We start from the raw sequence: 10878 nt of genomic DNA, 5'->3' as shown, positions 1-10878 counted from the left end.
TACAACCGCCAGCGGCGCCACTCGCGCCTCGGCAATGTTCCACCCGCGTTGTTCGCTGAAAAATTCAGCAAACAGCTACGGGCGGCTTGAAACAAGAGTGTCCGCTATTGACAGTACACCTCACTGCTGTTTAAGCAGGTCGCCAACGGTTACATCTTTGCCCCGAGGTTGCAAGCCGAACTTCTTCAACTGCGTCGAATCGGGAAAATACTTGGCGTAGCTGAAATTGCCCAGCGCGATCGCATTCAGGATCTCGCCGCGCAAGCGCTCGGCATACTTGATGTTTGCCTTCGTATGCGCGAGCTTCAACGTTTCCCGGCACTCAGTTCCCCGGTACATAAATTTTATGCGGATCGATTCGCTTTGGACGCCCGCCCGGAGTTCGACGCCTGGCGGGCTGGACTTGTTTGTTCCCATTTTGCTACCCATTCTTCTACTGCCGGCAGGTTGATCCACAGCCGGCCATCCACAATTTTGCATTGATTGCCGTCGAGCCACTTGCCTGCCTTGCGGCGGGCCTGCACGGAATCGACGGAATCACCTGATATTTCGACGTAGCGCTCCAGCTTCACCCAGGTAAGGGGCTGGTGCGCACGCTCGATTGCGGCAACCATCCTGGCCACCACGTCGTGCTCGCTCATGTTCATGGCGCACTCCCGGCCGCCACATCACCGGCATGCCCGCTGCCACCGCATTCAGGGCAGTCCAGCTCGCCGCTGCCTGGCTCGGCGCCCTCGTTCATGAAGACCAGGCCGGCCGGCGTCGCCACGATGGTCTGGCCAGCGGCGCGCGCAGCCGCGATGGCCTGCTGCGTTTCAGGCGAGAGTGGTGTGCGACGGCGCACGAGCTGAGCCTCCAGCTGCGCAATGCGCGCATCGCGCGCGCGCACCAGGCTTTGGAACGCTGGCGCTTCACAGCTGCGCGCGCACGGCGCCGGGTGTTCGCCCTGTGCTTGCTGCTCCCGGCGCTGGGCCTGGCCATGAATGCAAGTGCATTCGCCCAGCCATTCGCCGTCTGCGCGGTGCACATCACCCGTACCGCCGCAGGAGCTGCACAGCGCGCGCATTTCGGCGCAGGTGTCTTCGACATCGCTGCGCGCCGGGACGGTTGCTATGGCAGCTTGCTCGCGGCCAGCAGCGACCAGCACGCGGAACACGTCACTGTTGCGGAGCAGCGCGCCCGGCTCGTTTAGGCCCCACAAGACAGGCAGCGCCGAGATTTGATCCATCAGCCGCCCGATGATCGGCTGAGGCGCAGCAGCTGGCAGCGGCGAGTGCTTTGGCTTGGCCGCCTGCTTGGCACGGATCGCCTCGACCTTCGTCCAGATCCTGGCCAGCTCCGTCTCGCCAGTGGCGTGCATGTCCAAGCCTTGGGCCAGGCACAGGGCGGCCAGCGTGACCATGACGCCACCGACTTCCTGCGCGCGCTCGCCGACTGGCCGGCCGTACACATAGTCGACCAGCTGGTGCGCCTCGCTGGCCGTGCGGCCGCATGCCTGCACCAGTTCCAGTGATTCTTCCAGGAAACGGTGATTGCGCTCGGCGCCGTCGGCGGAGATTTCGGCACCGAAGCACGCCATCATCCAGGGCTGCACGCGGTCTTGGAATGATTCGGCTGGCTCCGCGTCGGCCGTCACGCCCGGCACGGCCAGGCCGCCGGCGGTGTAGCCGCGCTCGACGCAGGCCTGGCGCACGCTAGCTAGCAGTGGCGAGCCTTGGCTGCAGGGGGAGGGGTAGTGCTTGTTTTCGGCAGCGCGCGCCGCGGCGGCTGCAATGCTGCGGACAAGGTCTAAGAGGTCGATCATTCTGCTTGCTCCACAAAGGTTATATCGCTGGGCTGGCGCGGTGTAGCGTCGCCCATCAGGTAAATCACGGAAGACACGCCGCCGCCCTGCACCTGCGTGCTCATGCCGCGCAAGTGGTGCTGCTTGCCCTCGAACAGCACGGGCTGGCCGGTGTGGATCGCGCGCAGCACGGCGCGGTCCAGCTTGTAGGCGGCCTCGGCCGGGGTCTCCGGCGGCGGCGCGGGGCTGCGGTTACTCACGTCGCCGCCGGCGCTGGCCGGACGAAGTACGCTACGGGACCATCGTCCTCGGTGTCGAAGATGGCCAGGAGGAACCAGCCTGCACCGGCTGGCGCGGTGGGCTGCCACTCCCTCAGTGCGTCGGTATCGTCGTCCATGTAGCGCCCACAAAGCGGTGCGGCGTCGACCTCCATCCAGACGCGAGTGACTTCGACGCCGCATTCCGCCAACCAGGCGCTGAAAGCTACGGCGCTGTCATCGTCCGGCGAGTTGACCAGGGCAGGGTGGAAGTAGCTACCATCCTCACGGCGCTCGACTTGCACGGCTTCGATTATTGTTTTCATATTTACCTTTCAGGTTGTCGCGGCCAGGACGCCCGCCAGGGTCGCCGCCACGTAAATCAGGATGAGGGCCGCCGCCAGGCGCGCGGCACCGGGGCTGCGCTCGCTATTCGGCACTTCGTCGTCATCGGTCATGCTGCCTCCGTGGTGGGCATCTTGATGCCGCGCCAAGTGTAGAAAGCTGGCCTGTCATCAGGCGAGATGCGCATGCAGTCTTCGCCGAACGTAAAGGTCGCGTCGTGCTGCGCGCCTGGAAACTTGAAGTAGAGGAGCGCCTGGGCGTGGCCCAGTCTGTTAGGTCCCTGCAGTGGCGCGCGGCTTACCCAAATGCTTCCGATCGCGCAGTCCGGATACATGAGCGAGAAGAATTCAATTAGGGCCGCTTGTGCAGCCTTTTGGGCGCGCCGCTCGACAAATTCACCCATCACGCAGCCATGGCTGCAGTAGACGGCATCGCCATCCGTGATGACTTCCAGCTGCTCGTGCTCCTCACCTTCGTCCTCGGCTTCCTGCTGCATGTCGTCGCTGACGCGCCGGCTGCAGTGGTGGCACTCGAACCACCAGCCATGCTCGATCAGCACGGTCTTCGGCACCGGGCCGGGTGCGTACTGGTCGAACTGCGGGCGGCGGTTGCAGGATTCGACTTCGTTGAAGGAGCAGTCCAGGTCATTCCCACCTTCGCGCCGTGCTGTAGCGCTGTTGGTTGCAAAGGCGATGACGCAATGGCCCTCGCCGGGTTCGCGGACTTCATAGGCAAGCAGGCGCTTCATGGCGTCACTCGCTTGAAGGTAATCGCCCAGCACCACGGATTGGCTTCCCAGTCGCCGCCGGTCGATTCCCACAGCTCGCGCCATGCTGTGCGCAGGGTCGCTCGCCCACTCGCGCCGGATCCTTTGCACACGATGTCGTAGCGATCTTGCGATTCCGCCAGCGCTTCCATATCGATGCTCTCGGCGACAATGTCGGCATCGCTGATGTCCTGCAGGCGTTCGACGCGCACCGACACGATCTCCAGCAGGATCCGGCAGGCCGCGCGAGGCATAAAGATAGAGGGACGCTTGTACCAGCCTGGCAGCGCGCCGCCGCGCCCGGCCGCCAGCGGCACGTCAGGGGAATCGGCATCGTACTGGTACGTGCGGTCGCATTCGGCCGTCATGTCGATGAAGTGCCATTCGTCGCGGCCCTTCTTCTGGCTGTAGCGCGTCACCCAGCGGCCGTAGGCGAAGAATGTCTCGCGCACGCGCAGACCGTCACCATGTCCGCCGTGTGGGCACGCGTCGCCAGCCATGCCATGGGCGCCAGGTGCACGCGTATCCGCAACGCTCACCATCGACTGGAATGCGTTGCAAGGCCACTGGTAGTCCCCTGGGCGATGTGATACAGGCTCCGGCTGCGGCTTCATGAGGCGGCGCGTCTGTGTTTTGCTGCCATCAAGTAGGGCACGCACCATCGGGGCACTAAAGAGGATAGGTCGTTGAATTGTCATGTTATTATTTCTAATTAATAACTTTACAGATGAATATATGGCTACTCCAGCGGAAGAACTCTCAGCTATGGGAAGCCTGGATAAGGCGCTCGAACTTGCTTTAAGGCAGCGTGAATTCGAAATCAATCAGCTGACACAGCGCAACAACTTCTTCATGATCTTCCAAGGCGTGTTGATCGCAGGCCTGGTCCAGTCCGGAGGTTCCGCTGCGGCAGTTGTATCGTTTGCACTTTGTTTGATTGGCATGTTTGTCTCATGGGCCCAGATATGTATGGCAGCAGGCTCGAAGTTCTGGCAAATTCGTTGGGAGCGTGCCGCAAAAACCTTAGAGGTCTGGTTACTGGACGAGCTAAAGGATCATGAGCGCGTTACCCAATTTTTCACGGCAGACGGCAACGACCTAAGCCCTGCTGATGCCGCTACTCTGCAAGCCGCAAATTGCACGCAAGCACGGACGGCTGATCCTTTGTCCCAAGTGAGTGGTGCCGTGCGGGCCGAGACTAAACAAGAATTGCTTAGGCGAGGCTCAGGGTTTTTTGGAAAACTAGTCGATTGGTTGATTCTATGGAAACCATCGGTCAGCCGGATTCCTATATATGTCGGGATTGCACTTTTCATATTCTGGGCCTTCCTGTTTTCTTTTACTTTTTCCTTCGGATGGGAGTGGCCGGCAAAATTGGTGCCGACCTGGTTCAAACTCACGCCATTCAAGACCTAGCTCTTGCTGTGTCAAGCACATCGCGTACACCGTTGGAAGTCATACTGCTTACCACGCCCAGCGCCTCCATGGCTTCCAACAGGTTACTCGCCCGGTTGTAGCCGATCCGCAGGTGGCGCTGCACCAGCGATATCGATGCGCGCTGGTGCGTGTGTACGACCTCGACGGCCTGGTCGTACAGCGGATCGGTCGTGCTGCCGTCGCCTGGCGGCACGGTGCCGGGCGCTTGGCCGTTCAATTCCAGTACTACGCGCTGCTCGCGCACAGGCTCGTGGCCTTTGGCCGGCGTCGCGTCGACGGTCGGGTGCTCCGCAGGCGCCAACGCATCCACTTCGCCGCCCAGCACCTCGACCAGATCGGCCAGCATCTTCGCCAGCTCGCCCGTCATCAGCGCCATGTCGCTGTCGAAGCGCTCGTCGTCGTTGCGCGTGGCGCTTTCCTTGATAATTTCCAGCGGCTTCACCGATTTGATAGCCAGGCTCTCGTTCAGCACGAAGCTAATCTTGTCGCTCCAGGTCATGGCCAGGCGCGTGCACTGCTTGCCGGCGGCGATGTGGCGGCGGATATCGTCCGCTTCCAGGGTGTGGCGCTTGTAGGCCACCTGGGCCTTGCTTTCGCCCGTGGCGCGCATGATCGCGTCTTGATCGACCGTGAAGCCGGCAGGGGATTTGTCCGCCTGCAGCCATTCCGTCATCGCGCCCACCGGCGAGCGCATGACGCGCAGGCTTTCCAGCGGCAGCTTGTCGACGGACTTGAGCAGCAGCTTGACGACTTCGTCGGCCTTGGCCGGGCTGGCCGCATCCACCACCAGCCAGCCGTTCACCGGGTCAATCCACACGGCCGTGGTGCTGAGGATGGCGAACGCGCGCGGCAGCAGCTCGTCGGTGACGCGCTCCTTCAGTTCCTTCATGGCCTTCTTGCCGGGCGCGAAGCCCTGGGCTTCTTCCATTTCCAGCGCCCGGGCGGCGGCCACCTGGTTGATCACGGTCGACGGCATCAGCTTCTTCTCGGTTTTCAGCTGCAGCAGGAACTGGCCGCCCACGGTGTGCACCAGCGGCGCGCCGGTGCCGCGCGGCGCGGCCCAGCCCTGACGCACCAGGTCCATGCTGGTGGCGGGCGTGAACTGCTGCTGCGCAAGCGCTTCTTCGAGCACGGCGGCTGTCATGGCCCAAGGGGCGGGCAGACGATAAATCTGGAGATTCTTAAAAAACATGGCGGCTGCTCGCTTAATCGTTGTATGGGAAGGCGGTGTCGAAGTCGTCAGCATCCGCGTTTGCGTCGATGATCAGGCGCGTCTTTGCCGTGTACATCTGGAACAGGCGCTTTTCAAAATTGAAGAGCGGGCCGACGAAAATCTTGTTTTTGATATCGGCGCCGCCCAGGCTCAGGCCCCACACCTCGCCGTCGCCACGGATCCGCAAATGGATTGCGCAAGAGGTATGTCGTTCCTGATCAGGGTCTTCATCGATCGAGATATCGATGTAGCCATCGTGCCGGTCGCTACGGTTGATGTTCAGCTTGAATTTTTTGCCGCGCAGTTGGTGTGCGTTCCACGCGTCTTTCTTGCTTTCGATGAATTCATCCAGGAGCTCTTGCAGCGTGATCGTGGCCGGCGCTGGTGCCAGCAGCTCGGCAATATCTCTGTCCAGTTTCTCGGTGAATTCCGTGGACATGACTGCGCCGACGCGCTTTTTGATGATGTCGCCCACCAATTGGCGGTACGACGGCAGGTCTATCGTGTCGAGGTCGATTTCGATCAGAGTGCCGATCTTGGCCTTGAGCGCCTTGCCGAAGTCGCTGTAATCGCGCAGGTGCTCGTTGATGCCGGCGGTGACGGCCGCGCCGATCTGCTTATGAATTGCTTCCTCGATGGCGCCGGATGCGACTACCTTGTCAAACGCTGTGGCGACTGCCTCTTTCAGTTGGTCCATGATCTTCCTCGTTGCTGCCGCCGGCTTTCACGTGAATGCCAGCAGCTGGTTAATTACGTTGTCCAGGTCCTGCCTGGTGTATTTGGTCAAAATCCGGGACAAGATCACGTCGATGGTTGCGCTATAAAGCGCCTCGAACTCGATCTCGTCCATCTGCGAAAACGAAATGCTTTTCGCCTCCAGGCGTACGTCGCCCTTGAGGTTCACCGTCGATTCGAAGAAGCCGGCCAGGATCGCTATGTCCTTCCTGAAGCGCTCCTTGTTCTTTGCCACTGGCTGACCCTGGTAGGTCAGGCCGCCGCGCGGTTCCCACTGATCAAAGGCGAAAGTCACCAGGGCGAAGTATTTTTTGTGGAACTGGTAGTTCCGTACCTTCTTGAAGTCGGCGTGCATCAGCCCGCCGGCCTTCATCTTCTGGATGAAGTCGGCCGCCGCCTCGTCGTGCGGCACGAGGATATTGGCCATTTTCATGAGCACGATTTCTGTCAAGGCGGTGCTCCCGCACGGTGCCGGGCCATCACACCGCTGGCACCAGGTCGGCCACGTCGATCACGATGCCGCGGCAATACGGCTCGCCGTCTTCCGCGATTTCGAAGGTGGCGTGCGGCACGTCGGTGCGGTAGGTCCAGCTGTAGCCGTCTTCCTTGGCCCAAAGGGCATCCACGGCGCGCACCTGCGGCGCCCTGGCGAAATAATCCTTGAGCGCATCGTCGTCGTGCTGGATATCCTCGCGGAATGGCAGCAAGCCCTTGGCGTCGAGCAGAGCGATGGTCGGCGCGCCGCGCTCGTCGTCCACGAAGCCACGGAACTCCATCAGGTCGTCGCTGGCGCCGAAGATCACGATCAGGCCGGCCGCCCTGGCCTGCTGCTGTTCTTCCTTGGCCATTTCCTTGCCGTACTCGCGGCCCGTCAGCAGGCCGGCCAGCAGTTCCTTGCTCAGCTTGACCGGGGCGGCTTCGGCCAAGCTGGCCGGTTTGACGGCCGGCTGCGGCGCGGTGTGGTTGAAAGCCGCCTGATCGATCTTCGAGTATGGAAACTGAGCAGCAAACTTCTTAATGCGCTGGATAAAGAACGAGCCTTGCGATTCGGCGCCCAGGAATTCAGCGAACAGATCGGCGCTGAAATTCTGGTAGTGGTAAATGTCGCTCTGGCCGGTCGACTTCTTCGGGTGGAACTGGATGGCCAGCACGTTCAGTTCTGGCACGTGGCCGATGGCTGCAAATTGGCTGGACTCGACCTGGTGCATGACGATTTGAGGTGTGGTGCTCAAAATGTTCTCCTAGTAAAGGTTGGGGCGGTGGTTATGCGGCTTCGGTGATCAGGCCGGCGCGCGCGGCGGCAAAGTCGAACTTGGCCAGGCGGTCAATGGCCTCGGCCGCCGTCAGACCGAACTGGTCGAACATCAAATCGAGGATGTCGCTGTCGGATGGGTAGAGGTCATCGGCAGCGGCGTCGAGCAGGTCCGGTGCTGGCGCTGGGCGGCTCGGCGCTGGCGGGATGGGCGCAGGTGTGCGGCGCATGCCGATGGGGGCGGTTGGCGTGAGCGCCGCAACTTGGGCGGCGGGCGGCTCGGCGGCGCGCGCTACGGCGAGCTGCGCGGCCTTCTCGGCTTGCGCAGCATCATTGGCCAGGCGGTCGGCTTCGACCTGGGCCAGCCGTGTGGCTTCGGCTGCTGCAGCCTGCATATCCAGCAATTCCTGGCGCTGGCGTGCGATTTCCGCTTGCTCCAGCCGGTTCTGCTCGGCTTGTGCGTCTGCCTGCTTTTTCAATTCAGCAGCATGGGCTTCGCGTTGGCGCAGCTCCTTTGCTTCCTGCTCGGCGGCCAGCGCCGCGCGGCGGTCGTCTTCGGCCTGGCGCTGGGCAGCGATGCGGTCAGCTTCCACCTGGGCGATGCGCCGTGCCTCGGCAGCCGCTTCGCGCAGTTGCGCCAGCTCGGCGCGCTCGGCGGCAATGCGGGCGGCTTCTTCTTCGTTCTCCACTGCTGCGGCATGCAGGCTGGCCAGCTTGGCGCTCACTTCGGCAACGACCTTGGCAGCATCCTTCTCGAATTCGGCAAAGCGTTCCTTATCCACGAGGATGGCAGCCACGGTAGCTGCAGCCGCCTGAATATCGGCAGCGGACTTGCCCACCAGTTCCAGCGGCGCATCATGGATTGCCGCAATATCAGCCTGGATCGCAGTAATGCGTTCGCGCTCCTTCGCAATCGCAGCTTGCTTTTCGGCCTCGACTTTGGTGTCGTAGGCGTCGCGCAGCTCGAACACGCGATTTTCTTCTGGCGTGATCAACGCAATCAGGTCTTTTTCCTTTGCAATCACCGCCTTGCTGAAGTCTGTCGCGTCTTTGCGTGCGGCCTCGCCGACGGCCTTGATGCCGGTGCGCAGTTTCAGCAGGTTCATGCCGATGCGGTGCGCCTGCTCGCGGCCGGCGGGATCGATGACGGCAGTAATATCGGTCGAGGCGGCAACCTGCTCCTTGATTTTTGCCTCATAGTCCACGGCGCCCAGCGCGACGGCAGCGCGCTGCGGCAGGGTGAGGGCGGTGGTAGCCGGCGTGGCCTGGGTGGTTTCGGTGATCATGCTGCCTCCTTCATTCGTAAAATTGTTTCGTTTTCAGTAACCAGTTTTTCAAAATCGACCAGGTCGAGCACCATCGCGTCGATGTAGGCGTCGTCGCGCTCGACGCGACGGAACCACAGCTCTTTGCCGACTGGAGCCAGAGCAGGGCAGTACAGGCAAAAATCCCACCAGCGGCGGCCAGTGATCCACATGCAGCCCTGCACCTGGTCCATGAATTCGCTGAAATCGCCGTTTATCAGAACGTCGCGGAGGCGTTCGGGTGAGATCAGGCATTTGTATTCGCTGCCTCCGTCATCGCCGATCAGCCCGTCCGCACTGGCTCCAAACAAGCGATCTTCGGTAAGGACAAAGCCAGCGCGTTCAACAACGTGACCGCTTTGCACCTCGTGCTCATGGCGTGCGGCCGGCTCCAGGTCATGGCCGCGTCGCATGGCATAGGTTTCGAATCCTTCGTCGAGCGGCATGCCGCTGATGCGCTCGATGGCCAGGCGGAAGGCGTAATCATTGGCTGCTGACGTGGGCTGGCCCTTGTTTGCACCCGATTTCAGCTTAGCGCGCGCCACCACGAACATGCTGGCGGTGATTACCCCGGCTCGGGCGGCATGCCATTCGGGGCTTCCTTGCTCGCAGGTAAGGATGATCATTTGGACACCTCGACAGCTTCTGCGCGTGCCTTCATTGCAGGGTAGGCGCCGGCCAGCTTGTCCTGCGTGGTCTTGGAGAGCCGATCCCAAGCGCCAACAAATGCTTCCAGGCCCTCGTCAGCGACCGCGCCAAGGTCGGCAGCCAACTCTTCCATTTCATGCGAGAGTGGGGGAGGGGTTGCACTGGCCGCCGGCGCCGCATCAACCGTACGGCTTTGATCGGCAGCCACAGCTTTTGCTTTCAGTCTTTCGTGATCGGCAGCCAGGGCTTTCCGGTTCGGTACGCCAGTGTCAGTCCAGAATTTTTGATACGCAGTTACGCCTTTGCCTGCGGCCGCTTCGGCCGCGTCGATCAATGCTTGCGATGCCTGGGCTGGCGCTGGTGCGCGCATGCCTCCCGTATCCGGCGTAATATCGCGGGCCTCGCGGTTGCCTTCGTCCAGCTCGTCGGGGGTGTAGACACCCAGGATCACGTCGGGGGAGTAGAGGCGGGTCCAGCGTTTCACGGCCAGGTACGCCAGCTGCTGTTTCGGGTCGGTCGCCCACAGCGGGGAATTACGCACGCTGGCCTGCACCAGCAGCAGTTCGAGCACGCGTGGCTCAGCCTCACCGCGTAACGTCGCCCAGATGCGCACGCCCAGGCCATCCTCGTCCTTGAGGTCGTAGTCCGGCACGCGGAACTGATATTCTTTCTTGTAGTCAGCAGCGCCCTTCGTGCCCTTCGCCGGCGCGGTGCAGACCTTGGATTTACCGATGATCTTTTCCCAAGGGCCATACCATTCGTAGTTGAAGCGGTCCCGCGTGACGCCGCTCGACTGGATCACGGCATTTACCAGCTGCGCCTCGTAGCCCAGAGCGCCGTTGACCAAGTGCGTTTTCTGCGCCACCGCGAAGGGATTCATGCGCCACTGGATGGCCTGCATGATGACGGCGGCGCAGTCGGCCGGGCTACCGCGCAGGTGCTCCGGGATGGTGGCGCGGCCTTTGGCCATGATGTCGGCCAGGCGCATCATGCTGTCCATGCTTGCACTGTCCAGGATCAGTGAGGCGCTGCTGGTGGCCACGATGGGCAGGTCGCCTTGTTCGTATTGCGTCGCCTGCATGGCGGTGCGGCTTTCTTGCGTAACTGCGTTCATGACGTTTTCCTTGTGAGTTTTGTA

The 10878-nt window shown here is 62.0% G+C and carries 16 protein-coding genes and 1 pseudogene; 1 reads left to right on the top strand and 16 read right to left on the bottom strand.

All coding sequences use genetic code 11. The annotated features are described in order from the left end of the window. Window positions 1–120: 120 nt before the first annotated feature. From O0882_RS12850 to O0882_RS12815, 8 genes are read right to left on the bottom strand one after another with little or no spacing between them, the layout of a single operon-like run. Window positions 121–339 (bottom strand): DUF3596 domain-containing protein, encoded by a 219-nt coding sequence (locus O0882_RS12850; protein ID WP_289948461.1) that lies wholly within the window; start codon window positions 337–339, stop codon window positions 121–123. Window positions 340–344: 5 nt separating this feature from the next. After that, window positions 345–647 carry a hypothetical protein gene (locus tag O0882_RS12845; RefSeq protein WP_219726802.1) on the bottom strand — a complete coding sequence of 101 codons (303 nt, stop codon included), beginning with the start codon at window positions 645–647 and terminating at the stop codon, window positions 345–347. Continuing rightward, complete coding sequence (locus O0882_RS12840; protein WP_289948456.1) at window positions 644–1804, bottom strand: hypothetical protein; 1161 nt, start codon at window positions 1802–1804, stop codon at window positions 644–646. Before O0882_RS12840 ends, O0882_RS12845 begins: the two co-directional genes overlap by 4 nt. Next, on the bottom strand, window positions 1801–2043 hold the full coding sequence (locus O0882_RS12835) for a hypothetical protein (RefSeq protein WP_289948453.1): 243 nt from the start codon (window positions 2041–2043) through the stop codon (window positions 1801–1803). The genes O0882_RS12840 and O0882_RS12835 overlap by 4 nt, the downstream gene beginning before the upstream one ends. Continuing rightward, window positions 2040–2366, bottom strand: a complete 327-nt coding sequence (locus O0882_RS12830) for a hypothetical protein (RefSeq protein WP_289948452.1) — start codon at window positions 2364–2366, stop codon at window positions 2040–2042. The genes O0882_RS12835 and O0882_RS12830 overlap by 4 nt, the downstream gene beginning before the upstream one ends. Before the next feature lie 9 nt (window positions 2367–2375). Beyond that, on the bottom strand, window positions 2376–2498 hold the full coding sequence (locus O0882_RS12825; protein ID WP_289898320.1) for a hypothetical protein: 123 nt from the start codon (window positions 2496–2498) through the stop codon (window positions 2376–2378). Continuing rightward, the gene (locus O0882_RS12820) at window positions 2495–3133 is read right to left on the bottom strand and encodes a hypothetical protein (RefSeq protein ID WP_289948450.1); all 639 of its coding nucleotides are present in this window, start codon (window positions 3131–3133) and stop codon (window positions 2495–2497) included. Before O0882_RS12820 ends, O0882_RS12825 begins: the two co-directional genes overlap by 4 nt. Next, window positions 3130–3651 carry a hypothetical protein gene (locus tag O0882_RS12815; protein ID WP_289948448.1) on the bottom strand — a complete coding sequence of 174 codons (522 nt, stop codon included), beginning with the start codon at window positions 3649–3651 and terminating at the stop codon, window positions 3130–3132. Before O0882_RS12815 ends, O0882_RS12820 begins: the two co-directional genes overlap by 4 nt. 196 nt (window positions 3652–3847) lie before the next feature. Between O0882_RS12815 and O0882_RS12810 the strand changes: the two genes are divergently transcribed. Beyond that, window positions 3848–4567 (top strand): hypothetical protein, encoded by a 720-nt coding sequence (locus tag O0882_RS12810; RefSeq protein WP_289948446.1) that lies wholly within the window; start codon window positions 3848–3850, stop codon window positions 4565–4567. Here O0882_RS12810 and O0882_RS12805 read toward each other — a convergent pair. From O0882_RS12805 to O0882_RS12770, 8 genes and pseudogenes are all read right to left on the bottom strand, one after another. Beyond that, window positions 4557–4781: a DNA translocase FtsK gene (locus O0882_RS12805; RefSeq protein ID WP_289948487.1), complete on the bottom strand. Its 225-nt coding sequence runs from the start codon at window positions 4779–4781 to the stop codon at window positions 4557–4559. The two genes, O0882_RS12810 and O0882_RS12805, sit on opposite strands and share 11 nt — an antisense overlap. Before the next feature lie 108 nt (window positions 4782–4889). Beyond that, a pseudogene (locus O0882_RS12800) lies at window positions 4890–5780 on the bottom strand (recombination-associated protein RdgC); the annotation flags it as partial. Between the two features lie 13 nt (window positions 5781–5793). Further along, entirely contained in the window at window positions 5794–6498 is a 705-nt protein-coding gene (locus tag O0882_RS12795) for a hypothetical protein (protein ID WP_289948445.1), read from the bottom strand. A gap of 27 nt (window positions 6499–6525) precedes the next feature. Further along, window positions 6526–6987 carry a DUF1367 family protein gene (locus tag O0882_RS12790; RefSeq protein WP_289948443.1) on the bottom strand — a complete coding sequence of 154 codons (462 nt, stop codon included), beginning with the start codon at window positions 6985–6987 and terminating at the stop codon, window positions 6526–6528. Between the two features lie 28 nt (window positions 6988–7015). Then, window positions 7016–7768, bottom strand: a complete 753-nt coding sequence (locus O0882_RS12785; RefSeq protein ID WP_289948441.1) for a KTSC domain-containing protein — start codon at window positions 7766–7768, stop codon at window positions 7016–7018. Between the two features lie 31 nt (window positions 7769–7799). After that, complete coding sequence (locus O0882_RS12780; protein ID WP_289948440.1) at window positions 7800–9074, bottom strand: hypothetical protein; 1275 nt, start codon at window positions 9072–9074, stop codon at window positions 7800–7802. After that, window positions 9071–9718, bottom strand: coding sequence for a lambda exonuclease family protein (locus O0882_RS12775; RefSeq protein WP_102293746.1), 648 nt, complete (start codon window positions 9716–9718; stop codon window positions 9071–9073). The genes O0882_RS12780 and O0882_RS12775 overlap by 4 nt, the downstream gene beginning before the upstream one ends. Further along, window positions 9715–10854, bottom strand: a complete 1140-nt coding sequence (locus O0882_RS12770; RefSeq protein WP_289948438.1) for a RecT family recombinase — start codon at window positions 10852–10854, stop codon at window positions 9715–9717. The genes O0882_RS12775 and O0882_RS12770 overlap by 4 nt, the downstream gene beginning before the upstream one ends. Window positions 10855–10878: the final 24 nt, after the last annotated feature.

The sequence above is a fragment of the Janthinobacterium sp. SUN073 genome (genome assembly GCF_030397665.1).
Classification (GTDB): Bacteria; Pseudomonadota; Gammaproteobacteria; order Burkholderiales; family Burkholderiaceae_D; genus Janthinobacterium.
The sequence above is the reverse complement of the archived record's forward strand: the minus strand, read 5'-3'. Positions and strand labels throughout refer to the sequence as shown.

Coding starts and splice junctions, on each gene's coding strand:
- O0882_RS12850 (WP_289948461.1), bottom strand. CDS start 339: ATGTACCGGGGAACTGAGTGCCGGGAAACGTTGAAGCTCGCGCATACG.
- O0882_RS12845 (WP_219726802.1), bottom strand. CDS start 647: ATGAACATGAGCGAGCACGACGTGGTGGCCAGGATGGTTGCCGCAATC.
- O0882_RS12840 (WP_289948456.1), bottom strand. CDS start 1,804: ATGATCGACCTCTTAGACCTTGTCCGCAGCATTGCAGCCGCCGCGGCG.
- O0882_RS12830 (WP_289948452.1), bottom strand. CDS start 2,366: ATGAAAACAATAATCGAAGCCGTGCAAGTCGAGCGCCGTGAGGATGGT.
- O0882_RS12825 (WP_289898320.1), bottom strand. CDS start 2,498: ATGACCGATGACGACGAAGTGCCGAATAGCGAGCGCAGCCCCGGTGCC.
- O0882_RS12820 (WP_289948450.1), bottom strand. CDS start 3,133: ATGAAGCGCCTGCTTGCCTATGAAGTCCGCGAACCCGGCGAGGGCCAT.
- O0882_RS12815 (WP_289948448.1), bottom strand. CDS start 3,651: ATGGCTGGCGACGCGTGCCCACACGGCGGACATGGTGACGGTCTGCGC.
- O0882_RS12810 (WP_289948446.1), top strand. CDS start 3,848: ATGTTATTATTTCTAATTAATAACTTTACAGATGAATATATGGCTACT.
- O0882_RS12795 (WP_289948445.1), bottom strand. CDS start 6,498: ATGGACCAACTGAAAGAGGCAGTCGCCACAGCGTTTGACAAGGTAGTC.
- O0882_RS12780 (WP_289948440.1), bottom strand. CDS start 9,074: ATGATCACCGAAACCACCCAGGCCACGCCGGCTACCACCGCCCTCACC.
- O0882_RS12775 (WP_102293746.1), bottom strand. CDS start 9,718: ATGATCATCCTTACCTGCGAGCAAGGAAGCCCCGAATGGCATGCCGCC.
- O0882_RS12770 (WP_289948438.1), bottom strand. CDS start 10,854: ATGAACGCAGTTACGCAAGAAAGCCGCACCGCCATGCAGGCGACGCAA.